The following is a 25,905-nucleotide window of genomic DNA, read 5'->3' as shown; positions in this document are numbered from 1 at the left end:
GCATGGCGATCGAACTGTTCCAGTTCCAGCAGGACGCGGCCTCTCAGATGGCCGACCGTTACATCGAGTACAGTACGGACCCCATATCTTTCGGGCGGGGTGCGAAGCGCCGTGACGTTCCGTTCTATCAAGCGCTGGCGTCCATCACGGGATCCGGCAAGACCGCGATACTGGCCCAGGCGGTCAGCGAGATCGTCGCCATGTCGGAGATCCCGCCGGTCATTCTCTGGCTGTCCAAGGGCAAGGTGGTGGTCCAGCAGAGTTACGCCAATCTGGCAGATGGCGGGAAGTACGGTCACCTCCTCTCTGACATTACGGTTCGCCTGCTCAGCGAGTACGACCCCGAGGACGTCGCAAATTCGAAGGAAGCACTGCTCTACTTCGCGACCGTCGGCACCTTTAACCAGCGTGACCGCGAGAACAGCAACCTGAGGATCTTCGCGCTCGATACCGACAATATTGAATCCACACGCTGGGAGGCGCTTAAGCTCCGCGAACTGACCGATGGACGGCGAAGGCCACTGGTCGTCGTCTATGACGAGGCACAGAACCTGAGCGACCAACAGACGACGCTGCTCATCGAGCAGCAGCCCTCTGTCTTCCTGCTAGCAAGCGCGACGCTGAGGTTCCCGGCCCAGTTCGACTCTGAGGTCATCCAGCCTCTAAGGACGTCGGGTGGTTACAAGGACACGGATCTGATCACGCCCGTGAAGTCTTCCACAGTGGTCGCCTCCGGACTCGTCAAAGGCATGATCTCCCTCGACGGGCTCAATGCCCCGATGGAGGAGACCATCTCCGAGATGCTCGGCGACCTGGGCGAAGCAGATGACGCCGCCAAGGCGGAAAACCTGGGTTTCATGCCAAAGGCGATCTACGTCTGCAACACGAACATCCTTGCCGATGATGCGAGCCAGACGGACGACCCCAAGCAGCCTTTCGACCAACGGCAAGCCCCACCGATCGCGATCTGGCGCTACCTCACAGACCAGTGCGGTGTGCCGGCAGATGAGATTGCCGTATACGCGAACCTCAAGACGGACAAGGATTTCCCTCTACCTGCCGACTTCACACTGTTCAACGGCGGTGAGAGCGACTACGAAGACTTCATGGCTGGGGATTACCGGCACATCATCTTCAACAAGACCCTCCAGGAGGGCTGGGACGATCCCAGCGTTTATTTCGCCTACATCGACAAGACCATGGAGTCCACTGTCGATATAACCCAGATTGTCGGACGCGTACTGCGCCAGCCAGGCGCGACTCACTATGAGGCCGACCGCCTAAACACTGCGCACTTCTACGTCCGCGTGGACCGAAACGACTCCTTTGCGCAGGTAGTAGAGGAAGTCAAGAAGGGGCTTGGAGGCGATGCGCCCGAGGTTCGGATTCTGACGTCTCCCCCCGGGACTGAAGAACCGGAGAGCTTGCCCGTGAAGCAGCAGCTAACCGTGCCCCGAACGTTCATCAACAACGCCCCAACCGTTGAACCGGTCGAAAAGGTCATAGCCAAAGTCCACGACTATTCTCAGGATTCGGTTAATACCCGCGGGGTGGGTCGGCGCCGGACCGTCCAGCAGACGATCGGAGCTGGGGAAGCGGTGGACTCGGAGTGGGTCGACTTTGAGCAGTCCAACCGCGTTAATGCCCGCTGGGTCTTCCGTCGCGAGGTCTCCCGCCGCTACCGGCCTGCACTCATGGTTATGAACACCGACACGCAAAAGTTTGACGCCAAGGTCGGGGTCGGCAGCAGTGCCTACGCAAGCCTGACCGATAACGCCGCTGAAGCTGTGGACGAGTACCTCAGGTACGCGGTCGTCAAGCAGCACAAGCCAAAGCCGTACACGATCGGCAGCACACTCGTGCGCCGTGGCAGCATGGAGACCTTCAAGAACGCCCTTCACGAAGGCTACGACGGCCTTACCGATCTCGAACGACGCTTTGCGCGGGCGATCGATGAGACGGGACTCCCGTGGGCTCGCAACCGATCGCAGACGGGGTACAAAATCCCTCTGGTCTCGCTCGGCCAGACGGTCTGGTTCTTCCCCGACTTCCTCGTATGGTCAGAGGATACAGTGATCTGCGTCGACACCAAGGGCAACCATCTCGTCGAGGGTGACGGCCGCCGCAAGCTGCTCTCTATTCAGCCGCACAAAGACGTTCCCACGACGGTTCAGGTCAAGTTCGTAACGGAGGGGACTTGGAAACCCGACGGCACGCCGGACGGCAAGGATGGCTTCTCGATCTGGGAGCTGGGTAGTGGTCAGACCCTTCGGGCTCTGCCACACGAGGATATGGAATCGGTAGCGAAGTCATTTGTCGCCGCTTCATGACCTGAACCGAGCCGCTGAGCTGAGTATCGCGCCACGCTCGTAGTGGTACCGCCGGACAGTGCGGTCTCAGCCGGGATGCAAATCCCGGCTTGGCCAGGGCCAGCGACACGGGCGGATGCAGGGGGCGCATCTTGTCACAGTGCCACGCTACCACCGCCAGCCCTAGCGGGCTTAGGCGGCGGCAGCTCCTTCGTCCATGATGGCCACCAACAGCCATTGCTCCGACAGTGGCTCACGGCGCAGCTCCAGCGTTCGTAACGCTGAGGTGGATGTCAGCCGTACCTGCAATTGCCAATGCTCAACACTGACCAGATCACCACAACCAACGGGGGCGCGTTTGGCCGTGTTCCACCAGTCCGCACGGGTGAACCAATGCACTGGCTCCGCGGCCACAGCCCAGATCCGCCCGTCATACCGGACGGCCAAGGGAATGCCCTTGGCGGTAAACCTGACCTGCACCGGCACGTCGAGTGGTTCATCAGTTGCTGTTCTTGCCACGGGTCCGCTCTCCCAAATTCCTGTTCATCATTTCTTTCCGGCGGGTAACCGCGGAACTCCACACCCAGGTCCGGTACGTGACCGGCCCGTCCTTCCACGTCACTTCGGCCGCCTTCGCTGTCCAGGCGAACACTTCGCCGTCCACCAGCTCGGCACAGTTCGGGAACCGGATCCACGCCTTCACCAGGATCCCCGGATACCCGTTCTTGACCGGGAAATGCTCGAAATCAAGCTCCTCCACAGTCAGTCCGATGGGGCCGGCCCGCCGCGCGTACTGCGCCTGCAGCGCGGCCGCGAACTCTTCGGAGGACATACCACAACCTTAGAACACATATTCGAATAGACACGCCAAAGAACGGCGGCCCAGGGTGCTGGCCGCCAGCTTTCATCTTGGGGGAGGGGTCCGACAAAACAGGCAAGGGCCCGCATTCCATCGGAATGCGGACCCTCAACTGTGCAAACATCCTGCTGCTTACGGCTCCAAGCATGCCACACCAGAGGTTCGCCAGGGCTCACCCCCATATGGGCGTCCGCTGGCGCGGCCGGCTGTTGGGTCCAGGGCGTGCCGTCGCAGAGCTCCGGACCCCCTGGCCCTGTCTTGTCTACGACGTTTTCTGGTTGCTGTCCTTATGTTGTTACCGGGTGCAGTTCCGCGGCCGTTGTAGGGTCGTGGCTACCCAGGGGAGGCGGGTATGGCTTTGTTGCTGTGGCCGGACGGCTCATGTCGTGACGGCTTCGTAGGATTGGCCGCCCGTCACCCCGTGATGACCCGACCGCTGATTGAGAGACGCGACATGATCGCCGGATAAGGACACGACGGCGCGGTTATCTGCTGGGCTCTTCCCATCCAACAGACTGGAGGCTGCTTTGGCGAAATTGTGGGCCGGGATCGATGCCGGCAAAGCCCATCATCACTGCGTCGTGATCGACGCCGAGGGAAACCGTCTGCTCTCACAGAAGATCCCCAATGATGAACCGGCTCTGCTCGATCTCATCGCGAACGTCCTGAAACTCGCCGGCGGGGACGAGGTCATTTGGGCGACCGATCTGAACCACGGCGGACCCGCGCTGCTGATCGCTCTGCTCGTCGGCCACGGCCAGAACATCCTCTACATCCCCGGCCGGGTCGTCCACCACGCCTCCAAGCTCTACCGCGGCGAAGGCAAAACCGATGCCAAAGATGCCGCCGTGATCGCTGACCAGGCCAGGATGCGTAAAGACCTGCAACCCTTGCGTGCAGGGGATGAGATCAGCACGGGTCTGCGGCTCCTCACCGCTCGCCGGGCCGACAAATCCGCTGACCGGGTCCGGGCGATCAATCGCCTCCAGGCCCAGCTGCTCGAATACTTTCCCGCCCTGGAACGGGCCTTCGACTACAGCCGCTCCAAAGCCGCCCTGCTGCTGTTGACTAAACACCGGACCCCGGACGGGATCCGCCGCACCGGGCAGGCACGACTGCACGCCTGGTTGAAGAAACACGGCACCCGCTCCTCAGCTGCCGTCGCCGCTGCGGCAGTCGCGGCGGCCAAGTCCCAGCACACCATCGTCGCGGCCCAGCACGTGGGGGAGGGGATCGTTGCAGCCCTCGCACAGGAAATCATCACCCTGGACCAGGAACTGGCCGAGCTCGATGCGCTGATCAGCGAGAAAGTCACCGAACACCAGCACACCGAGGCGCTGCTGAGCATGCCCGGCTTCGGACCTGTCCTCGCCGCTGAGTTCCTCGGCGCCACCGGCGGAGACCTGACCGTCTTCCAAACAGCGGACCGGTTTGCCGGCGTTGTCGGACTGGCCCCCGCGCCGCGGGATTCCGGAAGGATCAGCGGCAACCATCACCGGCCACGCCGCTATGACCGGCGGCTGCTGCGGGTCTTCTACCTCTCCGGGCTCTCGGCCTTGAAAAGCTGCCCCGCCTCCCGGGGCTATTACGACCGCAAGCGTGGCGAAGGAAAGACCCACGTCCAGGCCATGCTCTCCCTGGCAAGGCGCCGACTCAATGTCCTCTGGGCCATGCTCCGCGATGGAACCACCTATACCCCGGCCCGGCGACCGGAACCTCGTATGGCTGCATGATGCCCGTGACGGGACGAAACTGACCGCCCGTCACAACAATCACCCGGAGCCCACGCCCCTGTCTGACACGCGAAAGTGCTCCCCTTGTGAATGAGGGGGAGCGGTTTTTAGCATGGATGTATGGAGGAGGCGCGCAGAACCGCTCTCAACCTGCTGAGGAATAGAACCCTCACGCCGGACGATCTGTATATCGCGTTTTACGCGGTCGGCGGGACCGCCGGGCCGTTGGAGTTGGAGGCTTACATTTACGGTCTGCTGCCGGTGAGCGTGACTGACGCCGAACTGCTTTTCCATGCCCTCCAGAAACTGCAGGAGATCTGACCCTCCAAGAGGGTGCGTGATTGTCATAGCGGGAGGGTGCTCCTACATTTGACTAATGACCACACAGGAAGACGCCGGCGATTTCGAGCGGCTGCACGCCCTCATAGCGACCGCTGACATCAAGGGCTTCCTGGACGGCATGTCCGGCCATGCAGCTGCCGCCATGACCAAGGCCACCGGGAGACGCATTGAAAGTGCCGTCACCTTGCGTCGACGCAAACGCAGCACCACAATCGCCGGCAGCAGCGACGAAGCAATCCTGCTCGACGGTATCGAACAACGTCTCGGAGACGGGCCCTGCGCCGAAGCGCTGCGCACCGGGAAACCCACCCTGATCGCCGACGTTTCTGCCGAACCGCGCTGGCCTGCGTACTGCGAAAACCTTGCCGCGTCCGGGTACCGCAGCGTTCTAGGCGTCCCCCTGGACCTCGAAGAAGACGCCAGCGGAGCACTGAACTTTTTCGCCCCTGCCCCAGGTGTCTTCACGACAGAGACGACAGCTGAAGCAGCAGTCTTCGCCGGCATGGCAAGCCACGCTCTGCGACTGGCCATCAGAATCGCAGTGGCCGAGGAACTCGCGGACAACCTACGGGCCGCCCTGGACAGCAGGACCGCCATCGATCTGGCCTGCGGGATGATCATGGCCCAAAACGAATGCTCAAAGGAACAAGCCATCGAAATCCTCCGCAGAACCTCGAGCAACCGTAACCAGAAACTCAACACTCTTGCCGAGCAGATTGTTGCCCGCGTCTCCGGAACTGACAGCACGACAACCTACTTCGAAGACTGAACCCCCGCATCACAAGAGCACACTCAAAGCATCCTGCCAAGGGCAGGGAATGGGCCTCGCTGCGCTCGGGCGGCACAAGCGTTTTCTTTTCTTTTTTGCTGCTGTCCGTTGGATCATACGTGCCCGCTCCACCGGCGCAACCGTCCTGCGGACGGCCGCGCAGCCGATGCCTTGCGTTCGGCGCTGCGCTTATTTCCTCACACAACCCATCCGCTGCTTGCCCTTCGGGTTGCCCCGGCTCCGTCGGGCACAGCTACGCGATGCTCCGCCAGCAGGCAAAAACATGGTGGGGGAGAAGGGGACGCCGGTACAGGTGGCCTCGCCCCGCCCGAGCGAAACGGAGGCATTACCCCATGACCACAACGACAAAGACCCGCACAGTCACGAAAGACACTGCAGAAGCCGTAACCGCCCCGGCCCTTCCCGCCGACGACCGGGCAGGGGACGGATACGACTGGATGGACACTCTCGAAGGCACCGCCTGGAGCGCGCTGCCGAACTGGGGAAGCGAAGGCTGGGACGCCGGATCCTGGCCCTACATCATCTTCGCCGTCGCCCGCACCCGCGACGGCAACGGGGAACTGTTCGGCTACGGCACCTACATCGAAGGTGACACCTCCACGTATTGGTTCCGGTCCCAGGGCGCCTGCTTTGAAGCGATCACCGCCGAGGTGTTCTTCCACTGGGCCTCAGGCCAGTCCGACGGCCCGGACAATCTGCCCGCCACCGCCCCGGAACTGCCGGACCAGGACCGGAGGCCCTACCCAGGCTGGACAAGCTAGAACGCCCAGGGTGTCCCGGCGAAACCCCCGGGACGCCCCAAAAGCACCTAAGAATCCGTTGACAACATCATTGAGATTCCTGCGGATTCTAGGCGTCCGCTCCACCCCGTCTAGCCCCTCCTTCGTCGGGGCCTGCGGTGCAGGAAATGTCCCTCCGGCGCTCCTTCGTCGCTTATTTCCTCCGGGAATTTCCCGCTCCTTGCCCTGGCGGGTAGACAGGGCTCCGTCGGCCGCCGAGCAAGCAAGCTTGCCAGCAACCAAAAACAATCCGGGGGAGAGGGAAGCTGGCCGGTCACCTAAGCCGCCCCACACACCCCACGTCTCTGCAAAGGCAAAAACCATGAACGCAACACCCACGCTTGAAATGTTCGATCCGGCAACCCTGACCGTTGACATTAACGTCCGAAAGGACGCTGCCCTGACCGCCGATTTCGTCGCCAGCATCAAAGAGCACGGCGTGATGGAACCGGTCATCGCCCACCGCAAGGACGACGGAACCGTGCACGTGCTGATGGGACAGCGCCGCACCCGCGCCGCCGTCGAAGCCGGACGGCCCCTGATCCCGGTGATGATCATCGAGTCTCCCGAGGAAGCCGAGCGCATCGTCACGCAGGTGGTGGAGAACATCCAGCGCGCCGAACTGACCGAAGCCGACGAGGCCGACGCCTACCACCAGCTGTCCCTGATCGGTGTCTCGGCGGCCGCGATCGCCAAGAAGACCGGACGGACCAAGACCAACGTCGAGTCCGCCCTCAAAGCCAAGTCCACCGAGACCGGAGCCGCCGCCCTGGGCAAGGGCTACACCATCGAAGCAGCCCTGATTCTCGCCGAGTTTGAGTCAGACGAGGAAGCGACGGCCGAAATCGAGTCAGTCATCATGGACGAACCCGACATGCTCCTGCACGTCACCCAGCAGCTGCGCGACAAGCGCGACCGCGCCGCCGCGCTGGCTGCCTTCACCGCAGAGCTGGAAGCAGCAGGAACGATTATTGTTCCCGAATGCGGGTACGGGGAGGACAGCGAAACCCTCCGCGTCACGTCCCTGAAAAGGGCAGATGGGGAACCGGCCACCGATGAGGACGGCAACGCCGTCTACATCGAGACGGGCTATCGTGGCGAGCACTCCGCCGTCGCTGTCGTCACCGGTTGGAAAGACCTGGGCTTCACTCTCCGCTACTACAGCGGCTACGGCACATCGGCCCCGAAAGGCCCGATGACCGACGAGCAGAAGGCCGAGCGGACGACCCTGATAGAGAACAACAAGTTGATGCAGTCGGCAACTGTTGTCAGGCGTGAATGGGTCAAGAACCTGCTGGCCAAGAAGCAGGCCCCCAAGGGCTGGCAGTACTTCACCCTCCACGCGATCACCCACCACCCCGAAACCGCCAGCGGCTACGAGGGCAAGGTCGCAGCTGAGATGGTCGGAGCCAAGATCGAGGAATCCAACCAGTGGGCGTGGAACCCGCTCCGGGACCACGTCGCCAAAACGACCGCCCGCCCGGAGTTCGGACTTATCGCCCTGATCTGCGCAGGGTATGAAAAGACCATCCAAAAAGACTCGTGGCGCTCACCGTCCCAAACCCACCGGGACTACCTGAACCAACTGGTGGTTTGGGGCTACACCGCATCGGAAACTGAGCAGATCATCATCGACAGCGGCAAACCGGTCGAGGACGAACCAGCGGCATAAAGACCCCTTGCCGGGCGGCCCCCCACCGCCCGGCAAGGCCCCAGCCAATCACCACAGGGTGGGACGGAACCTTCCAGAAGTCGGGCGGTCCGCCGCCCAGGGCGAACCACAGCAACCACTCACCAGGCGGCGGACCGCCGCTTTCCGCCACACCCAGAACCCAGGACAAAAGCCGCGCTGCAGCAATGGAGCTGCACAGCCCGCGGCCCACCATTCAGCTAGACTGACCATAGATTTCTTTGCAGAGAAACCCGAAAGGAGCCGGCACACGCCGGCTCCTTTCCGGGTTAACGGGGCACCGTTCCCATGGTCCACACCATGCACCGCCGGCGCGAGGCTCGCTGTGGTTTGAGTTCCTTCAGCCGGGACGACACCCACCCACTCCCACATTCCACCCACGACCTGCACGTCACCGAACCTCCCTGGAGCCTTCCAAGGCACAGGGGGGCTGCCGCTGGAGGAACCGGCGGGGATGACCACAGTTGCCGGCGGCGTCACCAACCTTTCCTCGGTGGTGACCGGAGCTGTGCAGAGGACTTCTGACATCTGTGCAGTCAGCTTCTGAAATGGACCGAAATTCCCTTGCAATGGATTACACCTATTGCGCGGGTAATTCTTGGAAGCAAAAACCCCGGAAATAAGCGGTAAAACCCCTATTCTTTCAGTTGAATGAATGCTAGAATTGAGGTAGCAAGTCAGCCAGACGAACGAAACTTATTTGATACGAAACCAGGTGCTGAAAATGACTGCTTCGCCCACCGCTTACACGGTCTACACCAAGCCCGACTGCCCCAACTGCGAGAAGACGAAGGACTACTTCGACTCCAAGGGCATCACCTACACGGCCGTGGACATCACCGAAGTGCTGGCAGCGCTGGAGTACATCACCGCCGAATTGGGCTACTCTCAGGCGCCCGTTGTGCAGAACAATTTTGATGACCAGGACCACTGGTCGGGTCTGCGCCGCGACAAGCTCGTCCAGGCGGCCATGAGCCACAAGGCTGCGTGAGGACCGTGGAGAGAATGCGCCCGGTCGTGGGGTTCAACCTCCACCCGCGGATCCCGTTGGAGGTGGACCTGTTCAGGCAGGTCAACCCCAGCGGCAAGATTCCCTTCGAGGCTGTAGACCCCTACCGCGTGGAACCCGCGATCGTGGAACCGCTCAGCGAGGACCTGTACGAGGGCTATGCCATCCCGGGCCAAGCAGGGGATGACCGGTTCTTTGAGGCCATCAGCCGCCGCCAGCTCGGGGAGGGCGGGCTCTGGGACGAACACACCGCGAACCAGTACCAACCTAACGACCTCACCCACGACGAACCGGGCGGGACCGACCCCGCAGACCAACCCGCAACAGAGACTGAGAACATCACCAGCACGCGAGGAAAAGGAACCATCATGGCCGGCGAAACCACCATTACCGTCATTGGAAACCTGACATCAGATGCAGAGCTGAGATTCACGCCCAGTGGATCTGCCGTCGCGAATTTCACCATCGCTTCCACGCCCAGGACGTTCGACCGTCAGTCTAACGAGTGGAAGGACGGGGAGACGCTTTTCCTCCGGGCCAGTGTGTGGCGGGAAGCAGCTGAGAACGTTGCCGAGTCCCTGGCCAAGGGCATGCGCGTGATCGTGACAGGCCGGCTGAAGTCCCGTTCCTACGAAACCAAGGAGGGCGAGAAGCGCACCGTGATCGAGCTGGAGGTGGACGAGGTCGGTCCCTCACTCCGCTACGCGAATGCCAAGGTCATCCGAACCCAGCGCGGCAACCAAGGCACGCAGGGGAACGGCGTCCAGGGCAACGGTAACACCCGGCAGCAGACCGGGCCGCAGGACGATCCCTGGGCCGTTCCAGCCAACAGCAACACAGCCGGCGGATGGGGCAACGGACCCGACTCCGAACCCCCGTTCTAAAGCAGTACAACTGTCGGGGTCAGCCGATACGCTGGCCCCGACAGGCATCGCTCTCAACTTCCACGATGGGACCCAGAATGGCCGAAAATCTGCCCACTTTCGAAGACATGCGCTCCAGGGCGTTCGCACTTCTGGGCGACGTCGAAGACGAACTCCGCTCGGACTGGCGTCCCGGAGCTGGCCCCAACAATGAGCAGGCCGACGCCCTGCGGGACGCGCGCCGCGCCATCCGCGATGCAAAGGCCGCCCTCGACCGGGCCGCCAGGGCCGGCTACTAACCCAAGACCACAAACAAAGGACACAAAGATGACGCATGCAGATGACCTCCGCGCTTGGGCGCGAGGCACGTACACCACCGAGGCAGCCACGGAAATGTTGCTGAAGGCTTTTGGTGGCCGCTTCGCAGCGATCGGCAACCCCTGGGTTCACGCCGCCAGCACCAGCGATGAGGGCTACCAGGAACACGCGTGGATCGACTTTGCGTCCATCCCGGAGGAGGCCGGCGCACTCTCGGGCGGGGAGCGCCGTTTCCTGATGTTGGCCGCCTCCTTGGCTGAGGATGTGCCGGTGGTCCTGGGCGACGTAGTGCCGGGCCTGGACCGGGAGAACCTGGACCTTGTCCTGGCAGCGATCGCACACGCCGGCGGCAGCCACCAGCACGCCGATATCCGCTTCCACGAGGACGGAACGGTAACCAGGGGCAAGGGCTTACTGGACAGTCTCCACCCCTGGCCGCAGGCGCTGCGCGCCGTCTAAGCCAAGGCCTGCTGATGGTGAAACCCAAGAAGGTGCCGGCGTTCACGCCGTACTACACCGAGGATCAGGCCGGGCAGGTGCGGGCCGCGTTCAAGGCCGCCGGTCTGCAGGAGGGGGACGCCAGTGTCTCTGACCTCATTGTCCGGGCGACCATGCGCGAGGTGAAGCGGATGCAACGCAAGTACAACGGCGGCAAGCCCTGGCCTCCGGTGCCGGCGGGCGAGCTGCGGCGCGGGCAGCGGACGATGGATGAGATGCGGCAGCGGGACGAAGGAAAGTAGCTATGGCTCTGTGGACTGAAGAAGTGGACAAGGCGGGGACCGGGGCGTCTCTGCCGTTCCCGAAGATGCTGACGATTGACGAGGTCCAGGAGATCCTGAACCTGGGTAAACCGATGGTCTACGGGCTGTTGCGAAGTGGCGAGTTAAGGGGCGCGCAGTTCGGTCCGAGGGGCATTTGGCGCATTCGCTTGGATGACCTGACCGCGTACATCGATGCCGCCTACGAGAAGACAGCCGAACGTATCGCAGCCGGGCAACTGCCCGCAGGTGAAGCCGAGGAAGAGCAGTAGTGAGCCGGGGCCATAGGGGGCAGTCGTGGCCGGTTCCAGGCCTTTCGTGCGGGCGATGGACGGTTCCCTGGTTAACCGGACCATGACCGACCATGGGCTTGCCCTCTTTAGAGTCCACCCCACCCGTTAGGAGCGGACATGTTCATCATCGTTTTCCTCGCAGCGTTCGCAGCTGTGGCACTAACCGGTTGGATCATTTACGCGCTGACCCATCCCATCCTGGCCGGGCGGGGCGCACTGATCTTCCTCTCGAAGGCCGCGGGGTTCATCGCCCTGCTGACAGCCCTGGCAGCGTGGATTGGACAGAGCCTGCTTCACGCCGTGGTGCCGGCCCTGTTCATGATCGTATTCTTCGCGGCCGCGAACAAGCTCGAATCGCGCTGGCGTCGCTGGTGAACACACCGTGACCGGCTCCCCGGAGGACCGCTTCTGGTCCGAAGTCATCAAAGGCCCCCGCCCGGATGACTGTTGGTTGTGGACCGGCGCTGTCTCCGATGACGGCTACGGAAGGTACTGGATCCGCAACGAGGCCGGCGGCCAGCAAGCCGTCCGCCCACAACGTTACGCGCACACGCTTCTCACGGGTGAGGAACTGGACCCCGGGGTAGTCCTCATGCACTCATGCGACATTCCCTTGTGCGTCCGCTCCACCGGCGGGACCGACAGCCACACCTACCCAGGAACCCAGGCCGCGAACCTTCTGGACCGGGCCCAAAAGAGACGCCACGCCAACGCCCATACCTGGCGATGGCGTGGCGTCGGCCGCGCTAATTTCGCCGCTCAGTCACGCGAGCTCCGCGACGCGCTCAAAGCGCACGGCTGGGACGAGTCAGTGATCAGACCCCTCATGTCCGGCATCGACCCGGACGCCCCCACTCTCTTCTGACCCGGCAGCGGCCGTCTTCTTCTTCTTCGCTGCCGCAACATCGACGCTCCGCACGTAGGACACACTCACATCCAGCAGCTCCGCGACGCCCTGGCGGGTTTCCCCGGTGGCAAGCATCTTCTCAATCGTGGCCTTCGCTTCCTCAGCGGCCGCGGCCGCTTCCTGCTTCGCTTTAGCGATCAGCTCAGCGGCTTGACGCTCTGCTTCCTCAACGATGGCATCCGCCAGAAGATTTGAAGCGTGAAAGTCGGTGGCCAGAGACTGGAGCTCCGCTTCACGCTCGCGCCGCTTTGCTGCCAGCTCTTCGGTCTTCCTGCGTGCCTGAACCATCATCGAATTGCGTGTCTTACCAGCCATCACGGCCCCCCTTGGGTGTGCTGTCGAATCGAACGTGCCTCATCACCATTGTGCCAGAGCCTACCTGCCTCGAACCTAACGGTTAGAGGCCCCACCCGGGCCGTGCTTGCGGGTGCGACCATGACCGGGCGGGCAGCCTAACTCCAATTCCGCTTCAAGGCAGGAACGGCACCCCGTATGTGCCCAGTTAGGTTGCGTTCTAATCCAGCCTGTGGAGAACCGCGACAGCGCCTGCCCACAATCAAAGCTCTGCTTTTCATGATGGACAGCCGCATTCAAAGAATGGACAGCCCTCTGAGCTTTTCGAAAGCCGCTGCGCTCGTACCTCACCCAGCAGAAAAACTCAGAAATCGGTCACACCTCTTGCATTTCGAATAAACGAGGCCGATTCCGTTAGAATCGGGTGATGATGTCGCTGCACGTTCTCAGTGCTGGCACCGGTTACCTGTACTACACACAGGAGACCGCCAGCGGGGATCAGCTGCGCTCCAATGACCGCCAGCTGGGCGACTACTACACCGTAGAAGGCCTGCCGCCCGGGCAGTGGATCGGCAACGGCGCGGCCGCCCTGGGCATGGCCGGGAACGTCACCGAAGAGCAAATGGCCAACCTTTTCGGGCAGGGCCGGCACCCTGACTACGAACGCATCCTTGCCGAGAAGCGCGCCTCCGGACTCAGCGAAAAGGAGGCCACGAAGGCCGCCGATAAGGAAGCAAAACTCGGCCGGAAGTTCTACGAGTACAGCCCCAAAGACAATGCCCTCTCACAGGCCATCAGCGTCCGCGAGAGCGACTTTGAACGCCTCAAGCAGCGCAAGCCCACGCCCGACGAACGGCACCGCATACGGGCCACCGCAGGCGCTCTCATGTTCCGCGAATCCCACGGGCGCAACCCGGTCTCCAAGGAAGAACTCGGCCGGTACATCACCGCCCAGCTCCGCCCGCAGCAGGAAGCCGTGGCCGGATATGACCTGACGTTCACGCCCGTCAAAAGCGTCTCCGTCCTCTGGGCCCTGGGCGACGCCGACACCAGGACCCTTGTCGAATCCGCCCAGCAGGCCGCCCTCACCGACTCCCTGAACTACCTCGAACAGCACGCCCTGGCGACCCGTTCAGGGACCAACGGAATAGCCCAAACCTCCGTCAGCGGCGGCCTGATCGCCACGAGTTTCCGCCACCATGACTCGCGTTTGGGAGACCCGAACCTGCACCACCACGTGGTGGTTTCGAACAAGGTCCAGGACGACGCCGGGAAATGGAAGACCATCGACGGTAAGCTCCTGCACCGCTCCGCGGTCGCCGTCTCCGAGCACTACAACACCCGCTTGCAGGCCCACCTTGAAGCTGCCGGCGTGGAGTTCGAAACCCGTACCGTCAACGGATCCAAGCAGCCCGTCATGGAAGTTTCCTCGGTGCCCAGGGAACTGACCGCCCTGTTCTCCAAGCGCAGCGAAGGCATCCGCACCTCCCTTGCTGAACTGCGCAAAGCGTACGAAGAACAGCACGGACACGCCCCTGACTCTGCCGCCCTGATCAAGCTCGCGCAGGCCGCGACCCTGCAAACCCGACCCGACAAGGAAGCCCCGAAGACACTTCAGGAACAGGGCAAAGCATGGCGTGAGGAAGCGCGTACCCTCTACAGCGACGCCGAACTCGACGCCCTCACCAGTGCCCGGACCCTCGCACCACGGGAAGCAGCTACCGGTATAGACGTCCACGCCGCAGCCCGATCCATCGTCGCTGCCGTCTCCGATAAGCGCTCCACCTGGACCGCGCAAAACGTCATGGCAGAAGCCCACCGGTGGGCCAAGGAATACGCGAGCGTCCACGGCCCGGTACCGGCCGGGACCATCGAAGACGTGGTGTCCGCGTCCCTGGGCACCGCGTCCGTGCGCATCACCCCTGACCAGGTCCACGGCCGGTTTGAAGCGCTCACCCGTAACGCCGGCACCGCGGACTTCAACCACCGCACCGACACCCTTTACACCTCCACCAAAATCCTCGAAGACGAAAACCGGCTGCTGCGCGCCGGGACCCGCGACGTGATTCCGGCTGCATCCAACCAAGACTTCACCGCCGCCGTGGAGGCCTACAACGCCGCTGTGGCCGCCGGGGAAAAGGCGCACCCCCTCGATGCCGGACAGATCGAACTCGCCCGCGCATTCGCCACCAGCTCCAAGCTCCTGGCCGTGGGAATCGGTGCAGCCGGCACCGGCAAGTCGACGGCCATGGCCTTGGTCCGTTCTGCCGTGACGCATGCTGGTGGCGGGGTTATCGGGCTCGCGCCCTCAGCGGTTGCAGCAGCGAACCTGGGCGAACAGCTCGGCATCCTGGCGGCCACCACGGACAAATTCCTGCACATCAACCACGGCTCCGACCCGGCGAACCCGCCGGCGAATCCAGGACCGTTCACGGTCACCCCCGGCACCCTCGTGATCGTTGATGAAGCGGGGATGCAGGGCACTGGGAAGCTGGCAGATATTGTCCGGGAAGTCGAAGCCCACGGCGGCCTCGTCCGGTTGCTGGGCGATGACCGGCAGCTCTCGGCCGTGCAGGCCGGCGGGGCGCTGCGGCTGCTGATCAATGAGATCGGCGCGACCGAACTCGAAACGATCCACCGCTTCACTACACCTGAAGAAGCCGAAGCGTCCCTGGCTCTGCGCACGCCAACGGAGAACGAAGCAGACCCGTTCGCTTGGTACAAAGACAACGGTCGCGTCCAGGCCGGTGCCGCTGACGTTGTTGAAGGACTGGCCTTTGGGCTGTGGCAGGAACGCCTGAACGCCGGGGACCAGGCGGTGATGATGGCCCCGACCAACGAGAGCGCACAACGGCTCTCCGAACGCGCCCAGGCCTACCGGGTTGAAACCGGTGAAGTCGCCCGCGCCGGGGTGTCCGTGCCGCTGCGGGACGGGTCCACCGCGTGGATGGGTGACACCATTGTGACCCGTCAGAACGACTCAGCCCTGAAAACCAAACGCGGCCGCGACGTGGTGAAGAACGGGGACCTGTGGACCGTCGATGAAGCCCACCAGGACGGCTCCCTGTCCGTGACCCACCTTGGCCACGGCGGAACTGTGCAGCTGCCCGCCGCGTACGTCACCGAGCATGTTCACCTTGGCTATGCCCTGACCACGCACCGCGCCCAGGGCATGACCAAAGACGCCGGTATCCCTATCCTTGACGCTGCCACTTCCCGCGAAAACGCCTACGTCGCCGCGACCCGTGGCCGGGATGAAAACGTCCTGTTCGTTGTCCTGGACGAAGGCCAGGACCGGGACAGCGTCCTGTCCACCATCGCGGCAAACCACAGCCACGAAACCTCCGCGCACGAAGGGCTCAGCACCGAATACGAACGCATCAACAACCCCCTGACCCTCGCGGACCAGTACCGCTACGTCACCGAAGAAGCGAACAGGATCCGGATGGCCGCCCTCGCCCGGGAAGTCCTGGGAGAAGGTGCGGAAACGTTCGTGGCCACCGAGTCCTGGGGTGCCGTGGCTACCAACCTGGCTAAGGCCGAACACGACGGCTGGGATCCCGCCCAGCTGCTGACCCGTGCCGCAACTGAACGTGACTTCGACGGCGCTGAGGATAAGTCCGCTGTGCTGTCCTGGCGGATCGAATCGATCGTGGAGAAGGCCCCCGAAGTCCTCGCCGCCGCCGGCGCCCGGCCCCTGGCGAACCTCACCGATGAACAGCTTGCCGCCCTGAAAAAGGACGTTGCAGCCATCGGGGAAGACCGCGCAGCCTCCTACACTGCGGCGTCAGCCGTCCACGGCCCGCACCCGGCGGACCACTGGACCAACCGCCGCCACGGTGGCCTGAGCGACGCCGAGCTCGAACGCCGGATCTTCACTTCACGTTTCACGGCCCGGGAAACCGAATCAATCAACAATCCTGCCCTGGCGCGCAGGAACCAGTACCGCCTCCGCGCCCTGGTTGAAGAGCAGAAGATCCGCGCCGAACAGGCCCGCACCGGAAAGAACAGCACCGAAGCTGCCGAACGCGGCTCCCGGAGCCAGTACGCCGCCGCGCCTAATGTGGCGACGGAGCATAACCGGTCCATGAACCACCAGGTCATCGCAGCCCGCGTCAGGGCAGAAGAACGCCTCCGAGCCATCACCCCCGGCACGCCCGTCCGGGCAGAGAAGATTGACCGGCTGCCTGACTGGCTCGCCCCGGCCCATACGGTCGCCAGCGAATACCTGCCCCAGGAGTGGCGGGAAGAACTCATGGCCCGACGGGAAGTTCTCACCGCACGCCTGGACGAACGCGGCCACATGCTTGCTGCCGAGCCGCCCGTGTGGGCGCAGCAGCTCGGCCCCGTCCCCGCGGACCCCGCCGCTGCACAGCAGTGGCGGGATACCGCCGCCGAACTTGAACTCTTCCGCGCCCGCTACAACGTCCCCGACACAGAGCAGGTCCCCGTGCCCGAAAACCTCCGCACCAATGACATTGGCCAAGACCTCCACGACCGCGCCGTGACCGTCTCCAAACGTGCCCGGGCACTCAAGGACCACGCCACCGAAGCGGAAAAGCTCACAGCAGCAGCCGAGGCCCTGGACCGCGCCAAGGGAACTCACGCCCCCGCCGCACCGGCCCAGGACGCTACGGACAAGGACCGCGCCCTGAACGCACAGGAACCCACTGCCGTCACGCCGGCCCAAAAGGACAAACCACGCCTGCGGACCAAGCTCGAACGCATGATCGCAGAGCAGCAGGCAAAGAACACACCGGCCCGGAAACCGACAGAACAGGCAACGGAAACCGAAGCGCAGCGGCAAGCCCGCCTAGCCAGTGAACGCGCCGTGAGGGAACAGCAGCGGTCAGCGGACGAGATCCGCGGACCTGGGATTGGCCTATAACCCATCAGGATTGTCCCCGGCTGTAGGCAGCGGAACCAATGATCCAAAAAATCATTGGACAGTTGGAGCCGCCGGCGTGAGGGCGCAATCGTAATTGAAGTAGGAGACGATGCGGTGAACTACCCTCTGAAGTGGCGCAAGGATCTGCGCACGGGCGTCCGCACCGCGTGGTTTGCCGACGGAGACAAAGGGCGTTACCAAATCCTCCGTGTCGCTGAAGGCTCTTGGGTCCTCCACCTGCCCGACGGCGGGAAGGTGGCTAGCAGTAAATTGCGGTTAGCAAAGCACTTAGCATCCGCTCACGATGCGTTCGGACTAACGCTGTGAGTTACGACGTGTCAGGTTGAAGCCTCAGACCGTCACCATCTGGTGTCCGTAAGTCCGTTGCGAAATCTTATCCTGACGGTTTCAGGCGCACCGCCTGACGTCAGATTGGGGTGTACGGCAACCTGATAGTGGTTGAAGTGCTATCCATTCGAGCTTCGAGACGGGTACTGCTAGGTCCACTGCTTCAAGTGAGGTGTGGCCGCTCCGGAAGCCCTCCGAGCTACCCCAGCACCTCCAACTCCTGAAGCTTTCCAAGCGCCACACCCGCCATGAATTGTGCCTGATCAACGAGGATACTGTCGTCAAACACTGCCCTGGGCGAATGCATGGGAGCCCACTCCATGGGGTCGATATCTGGAGACCCAGCTCCGAGGTGCCCGTACGCTCCGGGGACCTCCACGAGGACCCGGGAGAAATCGTCAGAGCCGGTCCTGGGGGACGGGCTGGGCACGAACCGGTGCTCTCCGAAGAATGTCCGTGCTGTCCTGCCCCAGAGTTCGGCGTCACTGTCGTGATTGACGGTGGCCGGCATAACTGGAGTGAACGTTGCGTCGGCTGTCAGTTGATGAGCGGACGCCAGTTGCCGGATAAGATCCGGCAACTCCTGTGCGAGCCGTGCTTCGACACCGGGGCTGAAAGATCTGACGCTGGCCCTGAATTCCGCCGAATCAGGTATGACATTAGAGGCGGAACCACCATGGAACTGGCCCACGGAAAGAACCACGGGATCAAAAACGTTGAATCGCCGGGTGATGTACGTCTGTAGCGCTCCAAGCATTTCAGCAGCTACCTGTATGGGATCCAGAGCCTGGAAGGGGCGGGAACCGTGCCCACCACGCCCGATAACCTTGACGGACAGATCTCCGAAGGCTGCCATGTAGGAGCCGGCCCGGGTCGTGAACACGCCTGACGGCATGTCTGAAACGACATGCAGGGCGTAGGCAGCATCCGGTCGCCTGCCGGCTGCATTAAGAACGCCTTCCTCCAGCATGATGCGGGCCCCGTCATGTCCTTCCTCCCCCGGTTGGAACATGAAGATGACGTCGCCGGTCAGGCTGTGACGTACGGACGAGAGCAAACGGGCGGCACCAATCAGGCCCGCTGTATGCAGGTCATGACCGCAGGCATGCATTGCGCCATTGGTCGATGCAAAGGGTATACCCGTTTTTTCTGCCACAGGAAGGGCGTCCATGTCCCCTCTAAGCAGTACAGTAGGACGGCTCCCAACGGGGGACTGGGTGGCCCCGCCCCGGAGTACCGCAACCACGGACGAGGCCGCTTTTCCCAGGCTTATTTCGAGGTCGAGTCCCTTGAGTGCCTCAAGGACCCGGGCCTGGCTGCGGGGCAGATACAGGCCGACTTCAGGATCGGCGTGCATTTCCCTACGGAAATCGACCAGGTCGCTTCCAAAGGCCGGGATCGCCGCCGTGGCGCCCTCAAGGAAACTCAGCGGTGAAAACCGCACCGTATCTGTCGTTGAAGTATCTGTCATTGAAGGGTTTCTCGTCTCATGTTGCCAGGCCCTGGCCTGCTGCTTGCCCGAGAGGACGCGGAGCCCCCGCCTTAGCCAGGCGTCACGTTCCCGGAATGTCTGTCGCAGGCCTCGCAGGGCCTCGCTTACGCTTTGGGGTCGGATACGGCGCCTAGAGCGGGAAATCCGTCCTGTCCACGCCAACCACGCGGTCGCCGGTAAAGAAGCGAACGCCGTACTGGGGACCGTGGCCTCCCATACCGCTGGTACCCCAGAAACTCTGCCGCGAATTGCCGGCCAGGTCGCTCATGAACGTGCCGTTGATGCGGACCTCCCCGGCACGAATACGGGATGCCACGTCGATGGCCCGTGTTTCGTCACCGCCGAATACGTAGGCATCAAGACCGGTTGCCGGTCCGTTTGCATGGCCAAGCGCCTCTTCAACGGAATGCACGGGATGTACCGTGACCAGTGGCCCGAAGAGTTCTTCCGCGGCGGCGCCGGCCGGACATCCGACGATCATCCCCGGTGCCAGGAACCAGCCGTCAAGATCCGGTAGATCGCCGCCAGTGACCAGCGTTCCCCCCAGTTCGACGAGTCGATTCACTGCGGCTACCAAACCATCACGCTGCCGCTCAAACGCCAGGGGACCCACTTCCGTTGTCTCATCCAAGGCATTTCCGACCCGAAGCTTACTGAGTTCGAACTTCATAGCTTCAACGAAACGGTCGTGAACCGACCCGTCAACCAGTACCTTGCCGGGCGCCTCGCACCACTGGCCATTGAGACGGGTCATGCCCTGCACAATGGACTGTGCCGCTGAGCTGACATCGGCATCATCCAGAATGATCACGGGATTGTTGGATCCGAGCTCCATCTGCATGACAGCCAGATTGGACGCCGCAGCCTTCGCGACCGTGCGGCCTGCCGAATCGCCCCCTGTAAACGAAAGAGCCTCGATGCGGGGATCCGAAGTCAGCAGTGATCCTGTCTCCGAATTCCCATGAACCAGTTGAAACGCGGCGCTCGGGTAATCGAGTTCGGTCATGGCAGCGGCGATCGATTCGGCGAAGAGCTGGCAACCTCCGGGGGCGTTCTCGGAGGGTTTGAGGATGACCGGGCAACCAGCCGCCATTGCTGCCGCCACCTTGCCTACCACGGTAAAGGTTGGAGCATTCCAGGGGCCAACGATGAGGGCCGGGCCGAGGGGCTTGCGCAGGATGACCACAGGCCGGTCACCGCCGTCAAGGGTCTCCGACTCGCCAAGCTGCTCCGCTTCAGCGATAGTTCCCCGGACTCTGTCCCCGAGGGCACCGGCAATCAGGCGAGTGGTCCGGATAGGGACTCCCGTGTTGATGCTGTCCTGCAGCGCGATTTCTTCGCTCTGGGCATCGAGAGATGCGGCCACCTTCGTCAGGAGCTCAAGACGGTCCCGGAGTTTGATGTCTTCAAGTTTCCCGGACTCGTGCAGAGCCGCCGCTGCGGCGAGTGCGCACTCGACTTCAGCCTTTCCGGTCTTTCGCATCGGCTGCCGCGGTTCGCCCGTATTTGGGTTGGTAAGGTAGCGGCCGTTTTCGTCGAGCTGCAGCCATGCGCCATCGACAAAGGAGCGTTGCTCGACAAGGTCGGGGGTGTTAGCGGTCAGTTGTGCTAGTCCTTCAGCAGTCATTCAAGGTGCTCCTCTGATTTTCGTTGTTGTCTTTGTCGTCCAGGACCAGCGACGGCAGGGGCTGGGCATTGACGTTTGACCGTTTATGTTCGGGAGGATTTGCAGCGCCACAGTTCGCAGCTTTCGTTCCGGCGCTGGCCGTGGCGCAAAATCAGATCGTGATCGGCCTGACAGTCAGCTGCCAAACGGTCTTCAAAGTTGTCCGGATCACAGTTGCCTGTCGGTCATGTTCAGCACAACTCGGATCGTCGACGCTTCCGCCATCGCTTCGAATCCCTCGTTGATACGTTCGAAGGGCAGTTCCTTGGTGACCATTGCATCGAGATCCAGTCGGTTGTTCAGGTAGTGGTCCGTGAACATGTGGACGTCGCTGAGGAACCTGTTCGCGCCCATGTAGGCGCCTTGCAGGTGTCGGTCGCCGTAGACGAGCGCATCTGCGGGGATACGCAGTTCGGACCCTGCGGGCATGAGACCGAGGATGGTGGCTGTTCCGTTCGGGCTCAGGAGCGAAAAGGCGAGTTCCGCTGTCTGGCTGCGGCCCACCGCCTCGATTGCATGGCTGACACCTTGGGGAAGAAGTGATCGGACCTGAATGAGTGTTTCTGTCGGGTCGGATGATGAGACAACAGTGTCCGTGGCACCGAAGTTACGGGCGAGCTCCAGCTTCGCCGGCACAGCGTCAATGGCAATGATTCGTCGTGCCCCAGCCAACCTGGCACCTTGAATGGCCGCTATTCCGACACCGCCGCAACCGATCACGGCAACCGTATCCTCTGGTCCGACCTTTGCGCCGTGAATAACCGCGCCGACTCCTGTACTAATGCAGCAACCGAGAAGACACGCCACCTGGGGAGGCAGATCCGAGCCGACCACTGCAACGGATGCCTCCCTCACGAGGAAGGCCTCTGCAAATGCGCCGATACCGCCGAGCGACTCCACGCCTAATCCATCAGGTGAGAGCAGCCTGGGTCGAGGCCGCTCACGCATCGAGTCGACCCGGTCGCACTGGGTCGGGCGCCCGCTTATGCAGTTGCGGCATGCCCCACAGGAGGGGGTGACCGTTGCCACGACCCTTTCACCAGTCTTAATTCTTGTGACTGCAGAACCGACGCGCTCGACAATGCCTGCGACTTCATGCCCGAGGACCACCGGCAGGGAGATATCCAGCGACCCCTTCAGATAGTGCAGATCACTATGGCAAAGGCCCACTCGCTCAGTCCGGATGAGAACCTCAGTGTCCTCCGGATCATCCAGCAGCAGTTCGCGGATCCGAAGAGGGGCTCCGGGCTTTTCCAGCACGGCGGCAAGAATCGGTGTAGTCACTTGGCTTCCTTGATGGTTGAGGAGCTGGCAGATGGGTCGCTTCGACCATCTTCAGCCCTGGTCGAGTTTCAAAAGTGTGTGGACGGAACAGCCTTTACAACCACTATGTGCAAGCTGACCAGCGCGGACGTTAGAACAGCCGGGATCAGTGTCAGCTTCCGGTTCCAACTCGGGATCCATGCCGGTTCTCACCTACAGCGGCCCAGCGCTCAACGTGGCGTTCCAGGGTGCGGAGGGCTTTTTCCAGCTTCGCCAGCAATACCCGTGTCTCCTCTTCGGTGATCACCAAGGGCGGGGACAGGATCACGGCGTTGTTCAGCGGGGCGATCCCGGCCGGGTAGACAAGAAGCCCTTGGTCCAGGCATTCATCGACGAATAGGCCAGCCGCTCCCAGTGCAGGATCGGGTGCCTGCTTGCTTTCCTGGTCCATAACGAACTCGAAGCCCCAGAGCAGGCCCCGCCCACGGACATCGGCCATGCAGCGGTACCTCGTTGCCAGGGAGAGCAGACCCTCTTCAAGCTGCTTCCCCCGTTGCCGGACGTTCGCTAGGATATCCTCGCGTTCCATAAAGTCCAGGACCGCCAGGCAGGTCGCTGCCCCCAGGGGGTTCCCCGAGAAGGTGTGCCCGAACGGAGCGACGCCGCTGCCCTCTCTGAGCGCCTCAACGATGTGGCTCCGCAGCAGGACGCCAGCAACAGGGGAGTATCCGGCACTCATTCCTTTGCCGATAAGAAGAAGGTCCGGCACGACGTCCTCGTAGGAACTCGCGAACCAGTCGCCCGTGCGCCCCATTCCCGTGATGACCTCATCGATGATCAGCAGCACGTCCAGCCGATCACAAATGTCGCGAAGGCCGGCGAAGTAGCCGGCCGGCGGCGTCAGGACCCCGCCGGCGGCTCCGACGATTGGTTCGACGATGACTGCCGCGACTGTGCCGGGGTCCTCGTTCTGAATGGCGTCTTCGAAGGCTTTCGCAGCGCGCGCAGCGTACACTTCCTCGCTCTCGCCTGGCAGGGCGAAGCGGTAGGCGTAGGCCGGCGGGGCGAAGGAGAACGCATGGAGCAAGGATCCGTAGTCGGGGCGGCGCGCTGCGTGCCCGGACATCGACAGGGCGCCCATTGTCATGCCGTGATAGCTGATGGTCCTGCCAAGGATTTTGACTTTGCCTGGGAGCCCCCTTTCGCGCCAGTAGCTCACTGCGGCGCGGATGGCGAATTCGGATGCTTCGGACCCGCTATTGACAAAAAACGCCATATCGAGGTCCCCGGGAGCAATGTCAGTGAGCCGGCGGGCCAGTTCTTCAGCGGGCAGGCTGGTGAACTGGGTTCTATACGTGAAAGCCACACGGCGGCACTGTTCTTTCACCGCCTCCGCAATCTCGTCCACGCCATGGCCAATGCTGGCGGTCATGGCGCCGCTTGAACCATCCAGGTACTGGCGCCCCTCGGTGTCATACAGGAAGACGCCTTCGCCGTAGGCCACTGTCGGGTACTTCTTGTCGATGATTTGTTTCAACAACGCGCTGTCGGAAATGGGAAGCTCCTAAATATCAGCAGCTGCTCTCGCAGCTTTTAAAGCCAGTCGGTAGTGAATCCCCTGGCAGGTTCTTGTCGTCTACGGCGCTAGTGGCCGGCCGTGCTTTTGCGCGGCCGGCCACCGTTACCGTCGTTCCAAGAAGGCTTGTGCGACGGCGGCTACGGAGATGAGTCTTTTTTCTTAGCTCGCTGCGGAACTTTCTTCGCTGCTGGAACCTGCCGGGATCAGTGCGGCATACGTCGCCGGCCGCTTGGATCGCATAACCAGCGCGGTGGTCACGCCGCCCAGGAAGAGTACAGCCATGAGCGTCAACAGTATTCCCGCCGCCAGGTCACCGCCGACGAGAAGCCCGAAGTTCTGAAGAACCAGAAAGACAATTCCCCCGAGTCCGAGAAGGGCAATCCCGGGGGCCAGCAACGTGCCCCAGACCTTCTTGTTGTGGGGATTCCTCCGGAAGAACACGATCACCGCGAGTGATGTGAGAGCCATCAGCACAACGATGCCCAATGTCGCCGAACCGGCGAACCAGGTGTAGGCCTGCGTTACCGGGTCGAGCCCGATGATCGCCTCGACACCAAGCAGTGCTATCGCTACTACCGAGACGATCAAGGCTGCCCTGGACGGAGCGTGGTGACGTGGGTGGATTGCACCAAGTCCAGTCGGAAGCACACCTTGCGTACCAAGGGTAAAGAGGTACCGGGTCAGTACGTTCTGGAAAGTGAGGATGCAGGCGAAAAGGCTGGTGATGAGGAAAACCTGGAGCAGGGTGGCAAGGAGCGGGGACACGTACTGTCCCGCGAGCCCTACCACAATGCTCGTGGGATCATTCGTCGCGATTTCGACGATCTGGCTGCTTCCGACTCCCGCCTGCAGTGCCCAGGCAGTGAACGTGTAGAAGATGCCGACGCCGATAACGGCGATATAGGTTGCCCGCGGGATAGTGCGATCAGGGTCACGTGCTTCGTTCCGGAAGACGGCGGTGGCCTCAAAACCAATGAACGAGAAGAAGGCAAACATGACACCAAGGGGAACGACGCCTTCGCTAAGCCGCTGAGGCGAAAGTGAATCGGCGCTGAGTCCTTCGGCGCCGCCATGGGCGATCACACCAATATTGACGGCCAGCAGAACCGCCGTTTCGATGATCAGAACAACTCCAAGCACCTTGGCGGAAAGTTCGACGTCCCGATAGGCGAGGAGCCCACAAATGACCATGAGAGTGATGCTGCAAACCCACCAGGGGACCTCCGGGCCACCCAGGTCCTGAATGGTGGTCTGCGTTGCCGATCCAAGGTATGAACACAGCGCAAGAAACAGCAGCAAGTATGTTCCGAGCGCAAAAGTGGCAGCCCCCATGCCAACACCCCGGCCCAGCCCCGTTTGGATGTAGGAATAGAACGCCCCAGCATTTTTCACAAAGGGCGTCATCCTCGTAAAACCAACGGCAAACAGAAACAGAATAGCGGTCGCGATAAGGAAGAACAGCGGACCGCCCGTGCTTCCCGATGCAGAAACGACAACAGGCCAACCAGCCACGACAGCTGTCATGGGCGCAGCTCCCGCCACAACCATGAACACAATCGACCGGACTCCCAGGCCCCTGCTGAGCAAGCGGTCCGGGCTCAATATTCCGTTGGGTCCCGCATCCACCGGCTCAAATTTAACATCTTTAGTTGCCATTCGTCCCTCCTGGACGTAGAAGCTGAGTGTCATCGCGATGCCTTCGACACGGCGGAATTGAGCGGCATC

Annotated in this window: 23 protein-coding genes; 15 read left to right on the top strand and 8 right to left on the bottom strand. The window is 62.4% G+C overall.

The window, feature by feature from the left end:
* Positions 1-2 precede the first annotated feature (2 nt).
* The gene (locus VIK36_RS21930) at positions 3-2,330 is read left to right on the top strand and encodes a DEAD/DEAH box helicase family protein (RefSeq protein WP_166843092.1); all 2,328 of its coding nucleotides are present in this window, start codon (positions 3-5) and stop codon (positions 2,328-2,330) included.
* A gap of 171 nt (positions 2,331-2,501) precedes the next feature.
* Here VIK36_RS21930 and VIK36_RS21925 read toward each other — a convergent pair whose 3' ends face one another.
* The gene (locus VIK36_RS21925) at positions 2,502-2,828 is read right to left on the bottom strand and encodes a hypothetical protein (protein ID WP_324645359.1); all 327 of its coding nucleotides are present in this window, start codon (positions 2,826-2,828) and stop codon (positions 2,502-2,504) included.
* Positions 2,809-3,141, bottom strand: coding sequence for a hypothetical protein (locus VIK36_RS21920; protein ID WP_166843091.1), 333 nt, complete (start codon positions 3,139-3,141; stop codon positions 2,809-2,811). Before VIK36_RS21920 ends, VIK36_RS21925 begins: the two co-directional genes overlap by 20 nt.
* A gap of 554 nt (positions 3,142-3,695) precedes the next feature.
* On the opposite strand from VIK36_RS21920, the gene VIK36_RS21915 reads away from it, so the two are divergent.
* From VIK36_RS21915 to VIK36_RS21855, 13 genes are all read left to right on the top strand, one after another.
* On the top strand, positions 3,696-4,901 hold the full coding sequence (locus VIK36_RS21915) for an IS110 family transposase (RefSeq protein ID WP_324645358.1): 1,206 nt from the start codon (positions 3,696-3,698) through the stop codon (positions 4,899-4,901).
* Between the two features lie 120 nt (positions 4,902-5,021).
* Entirely contained in the window at positions 5,022-5,222 is a 201-nt protein-coding gene (locus tag VIK36_RS21910) for a hypothetical protein (protein WP_324645357.1), read from the top strand.
* 55 nt (positions 5,223-5,277) lie between these two features.
* Positions 5,278-6,012, top strand: coding sequence for a GAF and ANTAR domain-containing protein (locus VIK36_RS21905; protein WP_324645356.1), 735 nt, complete (start codon positions 5,278-5,280; stop codon positions 6,010-6,012).
* Positions 6,013-6,365: 353 nt separating this feature from the next.
* Positions 6,366-6,794: a hypothetical protein gene (locus tag VIK36_RS21900; RefSeq protein WP_324645355.1), complete on the top strand. Its 429-nt coding sequence runs from the start codon at positions 6,366-6,368 to the stop codon at positions 6,792-6,794.
* A 340-nt stretch (positions 6,795-7,134) separates the two neighbouring features.
* The gene (locus tag VIK36_RS21895) at positions 7,135-8,484 is read left to right on the top strand and encodes a ParB/RepB/Spo0J family partition protein (protein WP_166843127.1); all 1,350 of its coding nucleotides are present in this window, start codon (positions 7,135-7,137) and stop codon (positions 8,482-8,484) included.
* 742 nt (positions 8,485-9,226) lie between these two features.
* On the top strand, positions 9,227-9,493 hold the full coding sequence (locus tag VIK36_RS21890; RefSeq protein WP_166843126.1) for a glutaredoxin family protein: 267 nt from the start codon (positions 9,227-9,229) through the stop codon (positions 9,491-9,493).
* 5 nt (positions 9,494-9,498) lie between these two features.
* A complete protein-coding gene (locus tag VIK36_RS21885) occupies positions 9,499-10,395 on the top strand; it encodes a single-stranded DNA-binding protein (protein WP_420716283.1) in 897 nt (298 codons plus the stop codon).
* 77 nt (positions 10,396-10,472) lie between these two features.
* Positions 10,473-10,673: a hypothetical protein gene (locus tag VIK36_RS21880; RefSeq protein WP_166843124.1), complete on the top strand. Its 201-nt coding sequence runs from the start codon at positions 10,473-10,475 to the stop codon at positions 10,671-10,673.
* Positions 10,674-10,701: 28 nt separating this feature from the next.
* Positions 10,702-11,151 (top strand): hypothetical protein, encoded by a 450-nt coding sequence (locus tag VIK36_RS21875; protein WP_166843123.1) that lies wholly within the window; start codon positions 10,702-10,704, stop codon positions 11,149-11,151.
* A gap of 14 nt (positions 11,152-11,165) precedes the next feature.
* A complete protein-coding gene (locus tag VIK36_RS21870; protein ID WP_166843122.1) occupies positions 11,166-11,432 on the top strand; it encodes a ParB family protein in 267 nt (88 codons plus the stop codon).
* Positions 11,433-11,434: 2 nt separating this feature from the next.
* The gene (locus VIK36_RS21865; protein ID WP_166843121.1) at positions 11,435-11,722 is read left to right on the top strand and encodes a helix-turn-helix domain-containing protein; all 288 of its coding nucleotides are present in this window, start codon (positions 11,435-11,437) and stop codon (positions 11,720-11,722) included.
* A gap of 138 nt (positions 11,723-11,860) precedes the next feature.
* A complete protein-coding gene (locus tag VIK36_RS21860; RefSeq protein WP_166843120.1) occupies positions 11,861-12,118 on the top strand; it encodes a chemotaxis protein in 258 nt (85 codons plus the stop codon).
* A gap of 7 nt (positions 12,119-12,125) precedes the next feature.
* Positions 12,126-12,608, top strand: a complete 483-nt coding sequence (locus VIK36_RS21855) for a hypothetical protein (protein WP_166843119.1) — start codon at positions 12,126-12,128, stop codon at positions 12,606-12,608.
* Here the strand turns inward: VIK36_RS21855 and VIK36_RS21850 are convergent.
* A complete protein-coding gene (locus tag VIK36_RS21850) occupies positions 12,552-12,965 on the bottom strand; it encodes a hypothetical protein (protein WP_166843118.1) in 414 nt (137 codons plus the stop codon). The genes VIK36_RS21855 and VIK36_RS21850 overlap by 57 nt on opposite strands.
* A gap of 406 nt (positions 12,966-13,371) precedes the next feature.
* Between VIK36_RS21850 and mobF the strand changes: the two genes are divergently transcribed.
* Complete coding sequence (gene mobF, locus VIK36_RS21845; protein WP_243753420.1) at positions 13,372-17,832, top strand: MobF family relaxase; 4,461 nt, start codon at positions 13,372-13,374, stop codon at positions 17,830-17,832.
* A gap of 547 nt (positions 17,833-18,379) precedes the next feature.
* Here mobF and VIK36_RS21840 read toward each other — a convergent pair.
* The 5 genes from VIK36_RS21840 to VIK36_RS21820 form a co-directional block, all read right to left on the bottom strand.
* Positions 18,380-19,651, bottom strand: a complete 1,272-nt coding sequence (locus VIK36_RS21840; protein WP_159636078.1) for a M20 metallopeptidase family protein — start codon at positions 19,649-19,651, stop codon at positions 18,380-18,382.
* Positions 19,652-19,802: 151 nt separating this feature from the next.
* Entirely contained in the window at positions 19,803-21,299 is a 1,497-nt protein-coding gene (locus tag VIK36_RS21835) for an aldehyde dehydrogenase family protein (RefSeq protein WP_324645376.1), read from the bottom strand.
* A gap of 207 nt (positions 21,300-21,506) precedes the next feature.
* On the bottom strand, positions 21,507-22,622 hold the full coding sequence (locus VIK36_RS21830; protein ID WP_324645375.1) for a Zn-dependent alcohol dehydrogenase: 1,116 nt from the start codon (positions 22,620-22,622) through the stop codon (positions 21,507-21,509).
* Between the two features lie 151 nt (positions 22,623-22,773).
* Positions 22,774-24,138, bottom strand: a complete 1,365-nt coding sequence (locus VIK36_RS21825; RefSeq protein WP_324645374.1) for an aspartate aminotransferase family protein — start codon at positions 24,136-24,138, stop codon at positions 22,774-22,776.
* A 201-nt stretch (positions 24,139-24,339) separates the two neighbouring features.
* Complete coding sequence (locus VIK36_RS21820) at positions 24,340-25,836, bottom strand: APC family permease (protein ID WP_324645373.1); 1,497 nt, start codon at positions 25,834-25,836, stop codon at positions 24,340-24,342.
* Positions 25,837-25,905: the final 69 nt, after the last annotated feature.

This window comes from Pseudarthrobacter sp. LT1, assembly GCF_035621795.1.
In the GTDB taxonomy this organism is placed as follows: Bacteria; Actinomycetota; Actinomycetes; order Actinomycetales; family Micrococcaceae; genus Arthrobacter.
The sequence above is the reverse complement of the archived record's forward strand: the minus strand, read 5'-3'. Positions and strand labels throughout refer to the sequence as shown.